The sequence below is a fragment of the Streptococcus oralis genome, assembly GCF_003944215.1.
Classification (GTDB): Bacteria; Bacillota; Bacilli; order Lactobacillales; family Streptococcaceae; genus Streptococcus; species Streptococcus oralis_BI.
In genome coordinates this window covers 53,842-71,436 of record NZ_RJVZ01000002.1, presented here as the reverse complement: position 1 = coordinate 71,436, position 17,595 = coordinate 53,842, and the positions used below count along the sequence as shown (strand labels likewise).

At 43.5% G+C, this 17,595-nt stretch carries 9 protein-coding genes and 1 other RNA gene; 8 read left to right on the top strand and 2 right to left on the bottom strand.

From position 1 onward, the window contains the following. Window positions 1–26 precede the first annotated feature (26 nt). Window positions 27–8,351: an SIALI-17 repeat-containing surface protein gene (locus D8804_RS01495; protein ID WP_125398580.1), complete on the top strand. Its 8,325-nt coding sequence runs from the start codon at window positions 27–29 to the stop codon at window positions 8,349–8,351. Window positions 8,352–8,524: 173 nt separating this feature from the next. Here D8804_RS01495 and pbp1a read toward each other — a convergent pair whose 3' ends face one another. Continuing rightward, on the bottom strand, window positions 8,525–10,672 hold the full coding sequence (pbp1a, locus tag D8804_RS01490) for a penicillin-binding protein PBP1A (protein ID WP_125398579.1): 2,148 nt from the start codon (window positions 10,670–10,672) through the stop codon (window positions 8,525–8,527). Then, window positions 10,669–11,265, bottom strand: coding sequence for a Holliday junction resolvase RecU (gene recU, locus D8804_RS01485; RefSeq protein WP_000248771.1), 597 nt, complete (start codon window positions 11,263–11,265; stop codon window positions 10,669–10,671). The genes pbp1a and recU overlap by 4 nt, the downstream gene beginning before the upstream one ends. Window positions 11,266–11,331: 66 nt before the next feature. Between recU and D8804_RS01480 the strand changes: the two genes are divergently transcribed. The 7 genes from D8804_RS01480 to D8804_RS01450 all read left to right on the top strand — a co-directional run bounded on the left by D8804_RS01480 (window position 11,332) and on the right by D8804_RS01450 (window position 17,564). Then, entirely contained in the window at window positions 11,332–11,859 is a 528-nt protein-coding gene (locus tag D8804_RS01480; RefSeq protein WP_125398578.1) for an SLOG family protein, read from the top strand. 69 nt (window positions 11,860–11,928) lie between these two features. Next, window positions 11,929–12,258, top strand: coding sequence for a cell division regulator GpsB (gene gpsB, locus D8804_RS01475; protein WP_000146526.1), 330 nt, complete (start codon window positions 11,929–11,931; stop codon window positions 12,256–12,258). A gap of 20 nt (window positions 12,259–12,278) precedes the next feature. Next, window positions 12,279–12,660, top strand: an RNA gene (gene rnpB / locus D8804_RS01470) — RNase P RNA component class B. Window positions 12,661–12,744: 84 nt separating this feature from the next. After that, on the top strand, window positions 12,745–13,902 hold the full coding sequence (locus D8804_RS01465; protein ID WP_125398577.1) for a THUMP domain-containing class I SAM-dependent RNA methyltransferase: 1,158 nt from the start codon (window positions 12,745–12,747) through the stop codon (window positions 13,900–13,902). Window positions 13,903–13,914: 12 nt separating this feature from the next. Then, window positions 13,915–15,363: a cell division site-positioning protein MapZ gene (gene mapZ / locus D8804_RS01460; RefSeq protein ID WP_125398576.1), complete on the top strand. Its 1,449-nt coding sequence runs from the start codon at window positions 13,915–13,917 to the stop codon at window positions 15,361–15,363. Window positions 15,364–15,438: 75 nt separating this feature from the next. Beyond that, entirely contained in the window at window positions 15,439–16,863 is a 1,425-nt protein-coding gene (gndA, locus tag D8804_RS01455; protein WP_125378833.1) for an NADP-dependent phosphogluconate dehydrogenase, read from the top strand. Window positions 16,864–16,874: 11 nt separating this feature from the next. Continuing rightward, the gene (locus tag D8804_RS01450; protein WP_084860271.1) at window positions 16,875–17,564 is read left to right on the top strand and encodes a response regulator transcription factor; all 690 of its coding nucleotides are present in this window, start codon (window positions 16,875–16,877) and stop codon (window positions 17,562–17,564) included. The last annotated feature ends 31 nt before the right edge of the window (window positions 17,565–17,595 follow it).

Genomic DNA, 17,595 nt, shown 5'->3' with positions numbered 1-17,595 from the left:
AGCGGATGAAAGGAAATGGGAGAAATATGGACAAACACTTTTTTGAGAAACGCTGTCATTATAGTATCCGCAAATTTGCAATTGGTGCAGCCTCAGTTATGATTGGTGCTAGTATCTTTGGAGCCAATATGGTTCAGGCGGCAGAAACAGCAGCGACTTCAGAGACAGAGGGAAGTATCACTCATGTTCAAGCTCTGGATAAGTTACCAGATGATTTAGCAGCTGCGCTTGAAAAGGCGGATGCAGAAGCTGCAACAGAAGGAAATCAAGAGGGTAGCCAGGCAACCGAAGAAGGAACAAAACCTGAAGAGACAGGGGAAACAACATCAACAACGACTCCTTCAGTTCCAAAAACATCTGAAATTCCTAAAGAAGAAGTGCAACCAGCAGAAACAAATACTCCTGCTACTAAACCAACTAATCAAGAAGTAGAAGAACGTCCAGATCTCAATCACTTAGAGGGAACTACTGCTTCAGCAAACAACCATGAGGCTGGAACAAGCTTTACAGCTAACAAAGCAGTTGATGGTGATGATAGTACTAGATGGGCAACGGACAAAGATGTACCAAAACCAACTTTTGAACTAACTCTGCCAAAGACTACCTTGATCAAACATGTGGAAATTGACTGGGATCGTCGTCTTCGCAATGGGCAAAATGACCCAAATATCAAATCTTGGAGTCTCTATTACGCAGGTCAAGAAGACGTGGGCGCTAACGGAGAAAAACAATGGAAACTAGCTCATACCAAGACTGGAGATCCTGTTTTAGATGAGAAAGTAGACCTAGCTGAAAGTATCAAAGCGAAGTACCTCAAACTTGAAGTCAATGATTACCAAGCTGGTACAATGGGCTGGAGAAACGTTGGAATTCAAGAAATTCGAGCTTATTCAAACGTTCCGGACCATAGTAAAGTAACGGATATCCGCCAAGTTGATCAGTTGGATGTGGCTGAAGATGGCAAGTCTCTTGTCCTACCAAGTTTGCCAGGTCAGGTTAGTCTGATCGGCAGTAACAAGCAGGGTGTGATTGACCTTCAAAATCGCATCTACCAACCTCTGACAGATCAACGTGTCAAGGTCATGGTACAACAAATCAAAGACAGTCATACCTTTACCAAAGAGTTTGAAGTAGTCATCAAGGGGCTACATCAGGACGAAGGTGTGGGTGTGAAACCAAAAGTAGCACCAGCTGTTCAACAATGGTATGGGAAAGAAGGTCAATCTTCTATCACTTCAGATACAGTTCTTGCGACGGGTGATTCAGGTTTTGATCAGGCTGCAACCTTCTACCAGTCAGACCTTGCAAGCCGTGGATTGGAACTGGCAACAGGTGACAAACAGGCTCAAAAACGAATCGAGTTTAAAAAGGTTGAAAACAAAGGTTATGGCAAGGAAGGCTACGGCATCACTATCCAAGATGATGTGATTACCATCGAAGCCGCAACGAACACAGGAGCCTTCTACGCAACTCGTACTCTTCTTCAAATGGGAGAAAAGGATCTGCAAAACGGTGAAATTCGTGATTTCCCAACTTTCAGCCACCGTGGCTTTATGCTGGATACAGGTCGTAAATTTATCCCTTATGACACCCTTGTAGATATCATGCTCAACATGGCTTACTACAAGATGAACGATTTGCAGTTGCACTTGAATGATAACTATATCTTCCTCAAGGAACACTTGGCAGGTAAGAATTTAACACCAGAAGAACAACTCAAGTATGTACTTGAACATGCCAAGACTGGTTTCCGTTTGGAGACAGATATTGTCGGTCAGAATGGTCAAAAATTAACATCTGATGAGCATTATACTAAGGAAGAAATGCAAAATCTGATTAAATTGGCCAAGGCTCTTCATATCAACCTAGTACCTGAAATTGATACACCAGGACACGCTCTGTCATTTGTCAAGGTTCGTCCAGACCTCATGTATCAAGGAAGTCTTAGTGATTACGCAGGCAAGCACAATGTCGAACGAGTTGCCATGCTAGACTTGGATAACAAGTACGATGAAACGCTGGCTTTTGTCAAATCCGTCTATGACAAACTCCTCGATGGTCCAGATGCTCCTTTGCATGGTGTATCCACTGTTCATATCGGTACAGATGAGTATTATGGTAGCAGAGAAAGCTATCGTCGTTATGTCAATGATTTAATTCAATATATCAAATCTAAGGGCTATACACCACGTATCTGGGGCTCGCTCAGCGCGAAAAGAGGAAATACCCCTGTTGACTGGAAAGATGTTGAGGTTGATATTTGGAGTATTCACTGGCAACGTCCTAATGAAGCGAATGCCCAAGGAGCTAAGATTATTAACATCACGGATGTGCCGACATATAGTGTCCCAAGTGGAAGCAATAGTCAAGCAGCCTACGGGGACTATGCCAACTACGAACGTCAGTACAATAGCTGGACACCGAATGATTTTAGAACAGGTGGAGGTCCACTTCTACCAGCTTCTCATCCAAGTATCCTTGGTGGTGGGCACGCAGTTTGGAATGACAATATCGACCTTCATGAGACAGGCTTGACCTCTTATGATATCTTTAAACGTTTCTTCAAGAGCATGCAAACCACTGCAGAACGGACTTGGGGATCTGACCGTGCGGCTGCGACCTTTGCAGAACGCACATTGCCAACCAGCCCTTACGCACCGCAGTCTAACCCTGAAAAAGCAATTGCTTCAGAAGAACTATTCAACATCACTCCAGACAAGGTGAAAGAATATGCAACGAAGAAAGTAACTGCAACAGAAAATGGATTGGCTTTTGAGAAAGACAGTAGCATCGAAGGCTTAGCAGGTGATGTTGGTCCAAGTCATGTCTTGAAGTTTGATGTGACAGTGACAGGCGATGGCGTACAAACCTTCTCAACAAGTGGGGACAACCGTATCTATCTAGCTGATAAAGACGGCTACCTTGCTTATCAATTTGAACAGTTCCATATCCAATTCAATAAAAAACTTGAAAAGAACAAACGCTATCAAATCTCCATCGTGACCAAACCACAATCAACGGAAGTCTATGTGGATGGTGAAAAGATCGAGCGTATCGCGGATCCTGCGCATCCACGTTTGGCTCATACAAGCTTGGTATTGCCACTTGAAAGTATCGGTGGTTTCAAAGGAATTTTGCATAGTGCAGAGTTGTCAGACAAACCTTTTGTAAATCCTCGTTTGATTGCAAATGACAAATTCACTGCTACTGCAAGTAGCCAAGAATTGCCAGGAACAGCGACTGAAGGCGCTGTTGAGAAAGCCTTTGACAATGATCCGAATACCTTCTGGCATACTAAGTGGACTGGTGACACTGCGCCATACACCCTCACTATGACCTTGAAAGAAGCAGAAAAAGTCAATGGCTTGACTTATCTCCCACGTCCAGGTGGTGGAAATGGTGTCGTTACTCGCTACGAAATCTACGCACAAAAAGATGGCCAAATGGTCAAGGTTTCAGAAGGAAACTGGGACAACAATGCCCAAGAAAAAACAGTCAACTTTGCGGCGGTAGATACCAACAAGATTGAGTTGAAAGTATTGGAAGGCGTTGGTGGTTTTGCAAGTGCAGCTGAAGTTCATCTATTGAAGCCTGTCAAAGAAGAGCAAGAAACGCCTGCACCAAGTCAACCAGAAAAACCAACTACTCCAGAAAAACCAAAAGTAGACCAAACCGGTGATGGAACAGTTGAATTGGCAGATCAATTCACAGCAAGTAAACCAGCTAGCGAAGACAGCATTGCAGCTGCTAGCAAGAGCGCAGACTATCTCAAGAAAGAGTACAAGGTCTTCCCAACTCCACAAAAAGTGACCTATGGCGAAGGTGTTACAGCCCTTCGTAAGCAAGTCAATCTGGTCATGGGCGATCAACTCGATATCTATACTCGTAATCGCTTGAAGAGTGTCTTGCAGGACAATCAAGTATCTTATACAACTGGTAAGGCAGCAATCGCTGGCGCAACCAATATCTATCTTGGAGTGCATGGACAAGGTTCACAAGCAGAGCAAAACTTGTCCAATGTTTCAGCCGGTCTCTTTGACAAAATTGACGCCTATGCCTTGACGATCAAGGATAATTCGATTTCCATCGTCGGAAAAGACACAGATGCGGTCTTCTATGGTTTGACAACCTTGAAACACATGCTCAAGGAAAGTCAAGTGCCAGTCCTTCGTAATGTGACAGTAGAAGATTACGCAGAGCTCAAGAACCGTGGTTTCATCGAAGGTTACTATGGAAACCCATGGTCGAATGCCGATCGTGCAGAGCTCATGCGTTATGGCGGCGATTTGAAATTGAACCAATACTTCTTTGCACCAAAAGATGATCCATACCACAACAAGAAATGGCGTGAACTCTATCCAGAAGAAAAACTAGCTGAAATCCGTGAACTTGCTCGTGTCGGAAATCAAAGTAAAACCCGCTATGTCTGGACCATCCATCCATTCATGAACAACCGTATCCGTTTTGGCAATGAAGCACACTACCAGGAAGACTTGGCAACCATCAAGGCCAAATTTACCCAGTTGATGAAAGTGGGTGTCCGCGAATTTGGTATCCTAGCAGATGATGCACCAAGTCCAGTCGGAGGCTACAATAGCTACAACCGCTTGATGAAAGACATGACGGAGTGGTTGACTGAAATGCAGGGAACTTACAGCGGTCTTCGTAAAGAAATGATCTTTGTTCCTGGCCAGTATTGGGGTAATGGACGTGAGGATGAGTTGAAATCCCTCAATGAAAATCTCCCAAGTTCAACATCCATGACCTTGACGGGTGGTAAGATTTGGGGTGAAGTCTCTGAAAGCTTCCTTTCAACTCTCAAGAACAATCTATCCGCAGGTGGCAGGACCTATCGCCCAGTTTCGCTTTGGATTAACTGGCCTGTAACAGATAACTCTAAACAACATTTAATTCTAGGTGGTGGTGAGAAATTCCTTCATCCAAATGTGGATCCAAGCTTGCTATCTGGTATCATGTTGAACCCAATGCAACAGTCTGAACCATCTAAGATTGCCCTCTTTTCAGGAGCTCAATACTCATGGAAACAGTGGAAATCAGAAGAAGAAGCTAAGAAAATCAATGATATTGCCTTCAACTTTGTAGAAAATGGTCATTTTGAAGATAGCAAGGTATCGGCAGCCTTCCGTGAACTTGGTAAGCACATGATCAATCAAAACATGGATAATCGTGTCGTCAAACTGGAAGAATCTGTAGACTTGGCTCCAAAATTGACAGACTTCATGACTAAGCTCAAAGCTGGTCAGGATGTGACTGCGGAACGTGCAGCCTTGCGAGCTGAATTTTCCAAGATTAAAGAAGCAGCCGAACTCTATAAAGCATCAGGCGATAAAAAGATGGTTGCCCAAATCCACTATTGGTTGGATAATGCAATTGACCAAATGAATGCCCTCGATGCCTTCCTTACAGGAACTGAAGCGATGGCTACAAACGATGCAGCCAAACTTTGGGACAGCTATTATAAAGGTTTGAAGTTCTACGAACAGTCTCAAACTCACACCTTCCATTATGTAGACCATATGGAAAAAGCTGAATTGGGTGTTCAACATATTCGTCCATTTATCCTATCCCTGAAAGAAGTTCTAGCTTCTGAAGTTCAAAAAGTCTTGCACCCAGACCAAATCATCAGCACCTTTATCACCAATCGAACAGGTGTAGAAGGTGGTTTGGCAGAAGTGACGGATGGTGACTTGGCAACCCATGCGATTATTAAATCACCAAATAGCATCAAGACAGGTGATTATATCGGTATGAAGTTCAACAAACCGATAGCGATTCAAACTTTGACCTTTGCTATGGGAACGCAGGCAAATCCACGTGATACCTTTAGTAAGGCAGAAGTGCAGTATCAAGATGAAAATGATAACTGGGTAACTTTGAAAGAGCCAAGCTATGTCGGAAATGAATCCCTTCTTAAGTTTGAAAATCTCACTATCAAGGCCAAGGCAGTTCGCATGATTGCGACAGCAGATCGCGAGAATACTTGGTTTGCAGTTCAGGAAATTGCAGTCAACCGTCCAATTGAAAAAGCTCGTAGCCAACAAGCAACGACAGTTAGTCTAAGCTCAAACTTAGTTTACAAACTAAATACCTCAGCTCGTCAAATCACTGATGGCAAGGACAATACAGAAGCCATGATGGCAAACGCTGACGGTAGCAATACAACTCCAGTAGATGCCTGGGCACAACTTGACCTCGGCGAAGTCAAGTCAGTCACTAAAGTTCGCCTTCGCCAAGGAACGGGTGATAAACTTGCCGCAGGTGTACTTGAGTACTCTACAGATGGAACTGCATGGCAAGAGTTGGATCGCCTATCAGGAGAACAAACCAAGGAAGTGACCAGAGCTATCAATGCTCGATACATCCGAGTGCGCAATACCAAGGCCCTCGACCTCTGGTGGCGTATCCAAGACTTCTCTGTTGAGACACGCTCTGGAAACAGTGAGTTAACGGACACCAATGTCGATGCTTTGAAGGAAACGCCGGTAGTGGATAGCTTGGGACGTTATGAACTTCAAATTCCAGCTGGAACCAAACTTCCTGCAAATAGCTATCTAGGTATGAAACTTGACCGTATCCATCAGGTCAAGAGCATCCAGCTCCAAGGTCAAGCCAATCCAGCTCTTAGCCTTGAGTACTCTGCAAACGCTCAAGAATGGATGCCAACTAGCCAGTTGACAGACAGATCTGCGGTGAGTCATTTGGTACGTTATGTTCGTCTGGTCAATAAAACAGATCAGGAACAAGCTGTGACAGCCACTTCTCTTCTTGTGACGACCAAAGAAGTGCAACCAACAAAATTGGAATCAACTTCAATGGGAATTCACCCAGCATACGGCAGCAATGATGTTCGTAAACTGAACAATCTAGATCAATTGTTTGACGGTGTTTACAACAACTTCGTTGAGTTTTCAGACTATGCCCATAAAGATGGCCACGTGACCTTGAAACTTGGTAGCGAACGCACTATCAAGAAGATTAGAGCCTACATCCAAGACGGAACTCAAAACTACCTTCGTGATGGTAAGATCCAAGTCAGCCAAGATGGTAAAACTTGGACAGATGTTGTGACAGTAGGAGATGGTGTGGCCAATAGCCAACACGATGATTCTCTGACAGATGGTTGGACACATGATTCTAAGATGCCAGGAAATCGTTACATCGAAGGTGAATTGACGACACCAGTCAAAGCTAACTATCTCCGTGTTCTCTATACTGCAGACTATGATGCTCGTTTTGTAGGATTTACAGAATTGGTCATCAACGATGGTGAATTTGTCAAACCAATCAATGATCCAACAGTAGAAGGAAACGGTGGAGAAAGCCAAGGCAACCTTTATAATAATCTTGTCGACGGCAAAGTCTTGACTAGCTATAAGTCTGAAAAAGACAAAGGCGAATTGGTGTATCACTTATCTGAGCCAACCAATGCCAACCACCTTCGTCTCGTTTCCAGTCTTCCTGAAGGAGCTAAGGCACGTGTTCTTGCTAGAACACTCAAGGATGGTCAAGACAGTTGGAGAGACCTCGGTGCCATTACATCTAGTCTCCAAACCTTCGCTATCCGAAATGGTGGCTCTCTTCTAGACGTCAAATTAGTCTGGGAAGGCGGCAAGGCTGAGTTTTATGAACTGGCGAGCTTCTATCAAGAATTAACAGAAGAATCGGTTCAATCAAGCAAGGGTGAAGAGCAACCACCAGTTCTGGAGGTTCCTGAATTCACAGGTGGTGTCAATGCGGCTGAGGCAGCAGTGCATGAGGTACCAGAATACACAGGCCCACTTGGAACAGCCGGAGACCAAGCGGCACCGACAGTTGAGAAACCAGAGTTTACAGGTGGTGTGAACGCGGTAGAAGCAGCAGTACATGAAGTACCAGAATACACAGGCCCACTTGGAACAGCCGGAGACCAAGCGGCACCGACAGTTGAGAAACCAGAGTTTACAGGTGGTGTGAACGCGGTAGAAGCAGCAGTACATGAAGTACCAGAGTACACAGGTCCGCTTGGAACAGCCGGAGATCAGCCAACACCGATAGTTGAGAAACTAGAGTTTACAGGTGGTGTGAACGCGATAGAAGCAGCAGTACATGAAGTACCAGAGTACACAGGTCCGCTTGGTACAGCAGGAAATCAACCAGCACCGACAGTTGAAAAACCAGAGTACAAATTGAACTTAAGTCCACTCGCTGATACTAAGACTCCAGAAGTTAAACATGATGATCAGAAGGAGCTTCCGGCAACAGGTGAAAGCAAATCTGACACAGCTCTCTTCCTGGCAGGCATAAGTCTAGCCCTATCTGCTCTCTTTATCGCGAAAGGGAAAAAGGAATAGCTTCTGATTACCTTTGTTTTTGACACATTTTAGCATTAAGAGGAAGCGAAAAGACAGCTCCCTAACCTCTATAATAGTTAGAGAAACTATCAAAAGAGTTATGGTGCTGTTGGGATAAACTATTGTGCTATAAAGAATAAAAATCCTGAGAAGTAAAATTCTCAGGATTTTGCTTATTGTTGCGTTTGACTTGGTTGATTTTGTTCAGCAGGTGCAGTTCCTGATTGTTGAGGAATCGTCTGCGTTTGACTTGTGCTTGGAGTAATTGAACTTGACTGAGAAGTTGAACTCTCAGATGTTGAGCTAGAACTTTCAGATGTCGAACTTTGTTGTGTAGATGATGAAGGGGTCCACGTATTGCGTGCTCCATTCTTAAAGACAAATTCTCCGCTTCTGTAAAGGCCTTCAGGCATGGTCCAATCCCCTGGATGGTCATCTGTTGAGAGGTAGGTCATCATCGAACGGTAGACCTTAGCAGCAACATAGAGACCATCATCCACGATTGGAGTAAGTCGGTTAGAGTAACCGGTCCAGACAGCCATTGAATATTTACGAGTATAGCCGACAAACATTTCGTCTGGAGCTACATAACCAGAGTTCTTGATGTATTTCTCGATTTCATCATCTGTATAGTTTGATGTTCCAGTCTTACCAGCTTGTGGTAACCATGATAGGTAGGCTCCACGACCAGTTCCGTAGGTTAGAACTGTTTTCATCATTTCTGTCATCATGTAGGCAGTAGTTTCTTTCATAGCCCGAGTGCCAGGGTCAGAGAATTCTTTTGAGCTACCATCACTAAAGATGATTTTGTTGATGTACATTGGCTTATGGTAAATACCGCCATTGGCAAAGGCAGCATAGGCTGCGGCCATTTTTTCACTGCTTGCTCCGTATTGTTTATTAGACTCGACTGTGTTACTTGAAATAGCATTAGCATAAACCATGCTTGGATAATCGATTCCTAGGCCATTTAGGAAAGTCTTAGCACGATCCAGTCCAACCTTATTCAAAGTTTCAACGGCTGGGACGTTTCGTGACTGTTGAAGGGCATACTGTAATGTAATGTTTCCAAAATAGCCCCTATCCCAGTTATAAACAGGTGTGTTGGTGCCAGGATAGTTATATGGTACGTCGTGAACAACCGAAGCGGTTGAATCATAGATATCGTACTCCAAAGCTGGTGCGTAATCTGTGATTGGTTTCATGGTTGAACCCCAGTCGCGGTTTGTTTCGACAGCTTGGTTCATACCGAAGGAAACATTGCTAGATTGATGGCGTGCGCCCAACTGGGCAATCACCTTTCCATTTGTGACATCAACGATGGTAGAAGCTACTTGCAACTCATCATCTGGATAATTAACGTATTCGTCGGTATTGTAGATATCCCAGAGACGTTGTTGAACGGCTGGATCAACATTGGTATAAACTTCCATCCCTGTTGTCAAAAGGTTGTAACCAGTTTCCTGTTCGACTTGGTCGATTACCTCTTTGAGATAATTGTCCATATACGGAGAATAGCTATTGGCAGATTTTAAACTTTGAAGTCCATCTGTAATGGGAGTATTGATGGCTATTTCGTATTGTTCAGCAGAAATGTAGCCTTGACTTTTCATTTCCGAGAGGACAAGGTCACGACGTTCTTGTGCCGCTTCTGGATGAGAATAGGGATCATATTGATTTGGAGCCTGGGGCATTCCGGCTAGGAGAGCCAATTGAGGTAGACTTAAATCTTTGAGGTCTTTACCATAGTAGTTTTGGGCTGCCGTTTGCATCCCGTAATTTCCGTTGGACATATAGACCTTGTTGATGTAGTAAGTTAGGATTTCTTGTTTGGTCGCCTTTTGTTCTAGCTGAACGGCTAGCCAAGCTTCCTGAGCCTTACGTGAAAGTGTCTGGTCAGATGTTGACGTTGAGAAGTAGGTTAATTTAATCAACTGCTGTGTCAAGGTAGAACCACCTTGAAGACCGCCCCCACCACGAAGGTTTCGTAAGGAAGCGCCTAGGATACGAATCGTATCTACTCCTCGGTGACTAAAGAAACGATGATCTTCAATAGAGACAATTGCATTGACTAGCTCCGTAGGGATTTCATTAGCCTGTGCATTGACACGGCGCTCAGAACCCAGATCAGCAATCAGTTCATTTTTGCTGTCATAGATCTTACTAGACGTTGTAGCGACTAGCTTACTTTCGGACAGGGCCGGAGCCTTGCTGACATAGTAGAGAAAGAGGCCTCCACCTAGCATAATAGCTGCGATAAATACAGTTAAGAGGCAGATACTGACATACTTAACTATTCGCAGGAAAGTTTGTTTGTTCATCTTATTTTACCACCTAGTAAATGTTCTTTGATAACTTCGAGATAGGGAATCTGTGGAAAGGCACCAGGCTCGATCCTATATCCATTTTCTCGAATATATCCAAGTGGCATTGACTTTTGTCCCATATCTTGATGATAGAAACGAATCAAATCAATGGCCGGCAATAAGTAGGTTTCTTGCTGAGAAGAAAAGTGAAGGAGGACAAAGCAGATTCCTTGCTGGGCAAGAACTTGTTCCATATGCTGGATCTGATGGAGATGAAAATTCTTCATCGGAATCGCATGTTTTTGCCTGGTTTCCTTTGCTTCAAAGTCGATGTAGTATCCATCATAAACCCCTGAATAGTCAGTAGTTGAGGCTTGTCTAAAGTAGGCTTCAACGATCTTGGCTCGACTTCTTTGGGGATAGTCGACACGTACGATTTGGATGGGTGTCGGTTTCTTGTGAATCACTGCTAACCCATGTGACAAATAGTAGTCGTTCGTAGCGTTGATCATCTTTTCAAAAGACATTCCCCGATTTGCGAAATTTTTAGTTTGTGACGGGGGTGCTTGTCTCTTCTGTGATGAAAGTTTATGTGGATAGTTGACCATAATTCTCCTTATTGGTACAATAACATCACTCTATTATATCATAAATTTACAAAGAAAGGGTTAAAAATGACAACAGCCTTGATTTTAGGCTATTCAGCCTTCGACCTTGGTCTCTTTAATGACAAGGATATTCGCGTTGATATTATCAAAACAGCCATTCGCAGAGACTTAGAACGTCTAGCAGAAGAAGGGGTGACCTGGCTTGTTTTTACAGGGACTCTGGGCTTTGAGTACTGGGTGCTGGAAGTGGCACAGGATATGAAAGCAGACTATGGATTTCAGCTGGCGACCATTTTTGCCTTTGAAACCCATGGTAGTAACTGGAATGAGGCCAATCAAATCAAACTCAGTGAGTTCAAGCAGGTTGATTTTGTCAAATACGCCTATCCACAGTATGAGCACAAGGGACAATTACGCGATTATCAGAAATTTCTGCTGGAAAATACGGAAGGGTGCTATCTCTTTTATGACGAAGAAAATGAAACCAAGTTACAGTATTTTTACCAGATGATGAAAAATCAAGAAGGCTATGTTACAAAAAGATTAACATTTGAGGATCTGAACGAAATAGTGGAAAATTTTTCCGAAAAATGAGGCTTTGACCTTGATTTTTGTTTGTCTTTTTTTATATAATAAGAATAGCAATCAAGAATGGAGAGAGAAATGGCAAGTATTATTTTTTCAGCAAAAGATATTTTTGAACAAGAGTTTGGACGTGAAGTTCGTGGATATAGTAAGGCGGAGGTAGACGAGTTCCTAGATGATGTGATCAAGGATTATGAGACTTACGCAGCTTTGGTCAAATCTCTTCGTCAGGAGATTGCTGATTTGAAGGAGGAATTGTCTAACAAGCCACAGGCAAGTTCTACTCAACAAAGTTCTATCGAAGTAACAAGTTCTACTCCAATGACAAATTTTGATATTTTGAAACGATTGAATCGACTTGAAAAAGAAGTATTCGGTAAGCAAATTGTAGACAATTCTGAGTTATAATTAGGTGTCTATTAGATGCAATTTTTGGATAATCGCGTGAAGAGAATCCCTTTTCATGAGGAAAGTCCATGCTAGCACAGGCTGTGATGCCTGTAGTGTTTGTGCTAGGCGAAACCATAAGCCTAGGGACGAGAGATCGTTACGGCAGTCGAAATGGCTAAGTCTTCGGATAAGTCAGAGTAGGCTTGAAAGTGCCACAGTGACGGAGTCTTTCTGGAAACGGAGAGAGTGGAACGCGGTAAACCCCTCAAGCTAGCAACCCAAATTTCGGTCGGGGCATGGAGTGCGTGGAAACGAACGCAGCACTCTGACCGCTATCAGTTTAATACAGACAGCGGTAGACAGATGATTATCGAAGGAAGTGGTCCTAGTCACTTCTGGAACAAAACATGGCTTATAGAAAATTGCATATAGGTTGGGGCTGAGAAATCTTTCTCAACCTCATTTTTTAAAGTGTACAAAAGAAAGGTCTTACAAGACTGTAAAATGAAAAAAGAATTTAATTTAATCGCAACTGCTGCAGCGGGGCTCGAGGCTGTCGTTGGACGTGAGGTGCGAGAGTTAGGCTATGATTGCCATGTTGAAAACGGCCGTGTCCGTTTTCAAGGAGATGTGAAGGCAATTATTGAGACCAATCTTTGGCTTCGAGCAGCTGACCGCATCAAGATTGTAGTTGGAAGCTTTCCTGCAAAGACTTTTGAAGAGCTTTTCCAAGGAGTTTTTGCTCTGGATTGGGAAAACTATCTCCCGCTCGGGGCACGTTTCCCTATTTCCAAGGCCAAATGTGTTAAGTCTAAACTTCACAATGAGCCTAGTGTTCAGGCTATTTCCAAGAAGGCGGTTGTGAAGAAACTGCAAAAGCACTATGCCCGTCCAGAAGGGGTTCCCTTGATGGAAACTGGTCCCGAGTTTAAGATAGAGGTGTCCATCCTGAAAGATGTGGCTACTGTCATGATTGACACGACAGGTTCTAGCCTTTTTAAACGTGGTTATCGTACGGAAAAGGGTGGAGCTCCTATCAAGGAAAACATGGCAGCAGCCATTTTACAACTCTCAAACTGGTATCCAGACAAGCCCTTGATTGATCCGACCTGTGGTTCAGGAACTTTCTGTATCGAGGCGGCTATGATAGCTAGAAAGATGGCTCCTGGCCTCCGCCGTTCCTTTGCTTTTGAGGAATGGAACTGGGTCAGCGATCGGTTAATCCAAGAAGTTGGCACAGAGGCTGCTAAGAAAATCGATCATGAGATAGAATTGGATATTATGGGCTGTGATATTGATGCTCGGATGATTGAGATTGCTAAGGCCAATGCTCAAGCAGCAGGCGTGGCAGGTGATATCACTTTTAAGCAAATGCGGGTACAGGATTTGCGTTCAGACAAGATAAATGGTGTCATCATTTCCAATCCGCCATATGGTGAACGTTTGTCTGATGATGCAGGAGTAACCAAACTCTATGCAGAAATGGGACAGGTCTTTGCACCACTGAAAACCTGGAGTAAGTTTATCCTGACGAGTGATGAAGCTTTTGAAAGCAAGTACGGAAGTCCAGCGGATAAAAAGCGCAAACTTTATAACGGAACCTTAAAAGTGGATTTGTATCAATACTTTGGTCAGCGAGTGAAGCGCCAAGAGGTAAAGTAGAAAGGAAGACAGATGAGTAAAAAAAGACACAATCGTCATAAAAAAGAGCATCAAGAATCCAAATTTGATTTTGACGAGGCGAAAGATCTGACAGTTGGTCAAGTCATCCGTAAAAATGAAGAAGTTGAAGCTGGAGTATTGCCTGAGGACAATATCTTGGATAAATACATCAAACAGCACCGCGAGGAAATCGAGGCGGATAAGTTTGAAACACGTCAATTTAAAAAAGAAGAACTGCTAGCAACTCAGGCTCAAGAAGAATTGACACAGGAAGTCTCAGAAATCACTGAAGAGTCGGCACCAATCATAGAGGAACCCGAAACAGTTTCAGAAGAAACGGTGTCAGATTCAGCGGAATCAACAAGCTCGGACATGATTTTGCCTCCTTTGGGAGAGGAAAATCAAGACTTGGAACCGCTTGTGTTGGAAAAGCAAACGCCAGCAGAGGTTACTGATGAGAAAGAAGAGGAAGAGACAGCTCTACTTTCACGCTCAGCTCAGGCAGAACCCGAAACAGTTTCTAATTCTAAAAAGAAGCGCGTGTTTGTTATCGGTTCAGCCTTGGCAGCAGCCCTTATCTTGGCAGGTAGTTACTATATCTATCGTCAAGTAAATCGCTCTAACCAAGCTATCCAGTCTTCTCAGTCTTCTTCTAATAATCAAGAAACACAAACAGCCCTACAAGAGTTTAATGCCCTCTACGATGCTTTTTATACGGATGCTAATAAAACGGCTTTGAAAAATAGTCAGTTTGACAAGTTGAACCAACTCAAGGCTCAACTAGATAAACTCGAAGGCAGTCGAGAATATACCCTTGCCAAGTCTAAGTATGATAGTTTAGAAACTCAAATCAAGGCTGTGCAAGAAGTGAATAATCAGTTTGAAACTCCAGCAATTACTGATGGTGTCTTGGATACCAATGCAAAGGTCAAGGCAGATGCTAAATTTACAGAAATTAAAACAGGAAATACAGAGCTAGATAAACTGTTAGATAAGGCCATTAGCCTTGGTAAGAGCCAGCAAACAAGCGCCTCTAGTTCAAGTTCAAGTAGCAGTAGTCAGGAAAGTTCAAGTACAACGACTGATAGCAGTACGAGCAGTTCGTCTGCTTCATCAAGTTCAGCACCTGCCAGCAGACCAGAAAGTGGAGGTTTGTCTAGCGATGGTGTCAATCTTCAAAGAAGTGCTAGTCGTGTACCCTACAACCAATCAGCTGTAGAGGATAGCAACAACCCTGCTTGGAATTTTGCTGATGGTGTTTTGGAACAAATCCTAGCAACATCACGTGCTCGTGGCTATATCACTGGCAATCAATATATCCTAGAACGTGTCAATATCGTAAACGGAAATGGTTATTATAACCTCTACAAACCAGATGGAACCTATCTCTTCACCCTCAACTGTAAGACTGGATACTTTGTTGGTAATGGAGCTGGTCATGCAGATGACTTGGACTACTAAGCAATCGTTACAAAATTCTTTCCTTTCATAGGTAAAAATGATAAAATAAAACATATTAAACAAGAGGAGTGTCACATGACAAAAGCTAACTTTGGTGTCGTAGGTATGGCCGTAATGGGTCGTAACCTTGCCCTAAATATCGAATCTCGTGGCTATACAGTTGCCATTTACAACCGTAGTAAAGAAAAAACAGAAGATGTCATTGCTTGCCATCCAGAAAAGAAATTTGTTCCAAGCTACGATGTAGAGTCTTTCGTTCAATCTATCGAAAAACCTCGTCGTATCATGCTGATGGTTCAGGCTGGCCCTGGTACAGATGCGACTATCCAAGCCCTTCTTCCACACCTTGACAAGGGTGATATCTTGATTGACGGAGGAAACACTTTCTACAAAGATACCATCCGTCGTAATGAAGAATTGGCAAACTCTGGTATCAACTTTATCGGTACAGGGGTTTCTGGTGGTGAAAAAGGTGCCCTTGAAGGTCCTTCTATCATGCCTGGTGGACAAAAAGAAGCCTACGAATTGGTTGCTGATGTTCTTGAAGAAATCTCAGCTAAAGCACCAGAAGATGGCAAACCATGTGTGACTTACATCGGTCCTGATGGAGCTGGTCACTATGTGAAAATGGTCCACAACGGTATCGAGTATGGTGACATGCAATTGATCGCAGAAAGTTACGACCTCATGCAACACTTGCTAGGTCTTTCTGCAGAAGATATGGCTGAAATCTTTACTGAGTGGAACAAGGGTGAATTGGACAGCTACCTAATCGAAATCACAGCTGATATCTTGAGCCGTAAAGACGATGAAGGTCAAGATGGACCAATCGTAGACTACATCCTTGATGCCGCAGGTAATAAGGGAACTGGTAAATGGACTAGTCAATCAGCTCTTGACCTTGGTGTGCCATTGTCACTTATCACTGAATCCGTATTTGCTCGCTATATCTCTACATACAAAGAAGAGCGTGTGCATGCTAGCAAGGTTCTTCCAAAACCAGCTACCTTCAAATTTGAAGGTGACAAGGCTGAGTTGATCGAAAAGATTCGTCAAGCCCTTTACTTCTCAAAAATCATCTCATACGCACAAGGTTTTGCTCAATTGCGTGTGGCTTCTAAAGAAAATAACTGGAACTTGCCATTTGCGGACATCGCATCTATCTGGCGTGATGGCTGTATCATCCGTTCTCGTTTCTTGCAAAAGATCACAGATGCTTACAACCGTGATGCAGACCTCGCCAACCTTCTCTTGGATGAGTACTTCTTGGATGTCACTGCCAAGTACCAACAAGCAGTACGTGATATCGTAGCTCTTGCTGTTCAAGCTGGTGTACCAGTACCAACCTTCTCAGCAGCCATTACTTACTTTGATAGCTATCGTTCAGCAGACCTTCCTGCTAACTTGATCCAAGCACAACGTGACTACTTTGGTGCCCACACTTACCAACGTAAAGACAAAGAAGGAACCTTCCACTACTCTTGGTATGACGAAAAATAAGTAGGTCTGCCATGGGGAAACGGATTTTATTACTTGAGAAAGAACGAAATCTAGCTCATTTTCTCAGTCTGGAACTCCAAAAAGAGCAATACCGTGTTGATCTGGTCGAGGAGGGGCAAAAAGCCCTCTCCATGGCTCTCCAGACAGATTATGACTTGATTTTACTGAATGCTCGTCTGGGGGATATGACGGCCCAGGATTTTGCAGACAAGCTGAGTCGGACAAAACCCGCCTCAGTGATTATGGTCTTGGACCATCGCGAAGAATTGCAAGACCAGATTGAGACAATCCAGCGCTTCGCCGTTTCTTACATCTATAAGCCAGTGATTATTGATAATCTAGTAGCTCGTATTTCAGCGATTTTCCGAGGTCGGGACTTTATCGACCAACACTGTAGTCAGATGAAGGTCCCAACGTCTTACCGCAACCTACGTATGGATGTAGAACATCATACCGTTTATCGTGGCGAGGAGATGATTGCTCTGACGCGCCGTGAGTATGACCTTTTGGCTACTCTCATGGGAAGCAAGAAAGTCTTGACTCGTGAGCAGTTGTTGGAAAGTGTTTGGAAGTACGAAAGTGCGACAGAGACCAATATCGTGGATGTTTATATCCGTTATCTACGTAGCAAGCTTGATGTAAAAGGTCAAAAAAGCTACATTAAAACCGTGCGTGGTGTTGGTTACACCATGCAAGAATAGAAAAGCAGTTGCAGTTCATTTGTAACTGCTT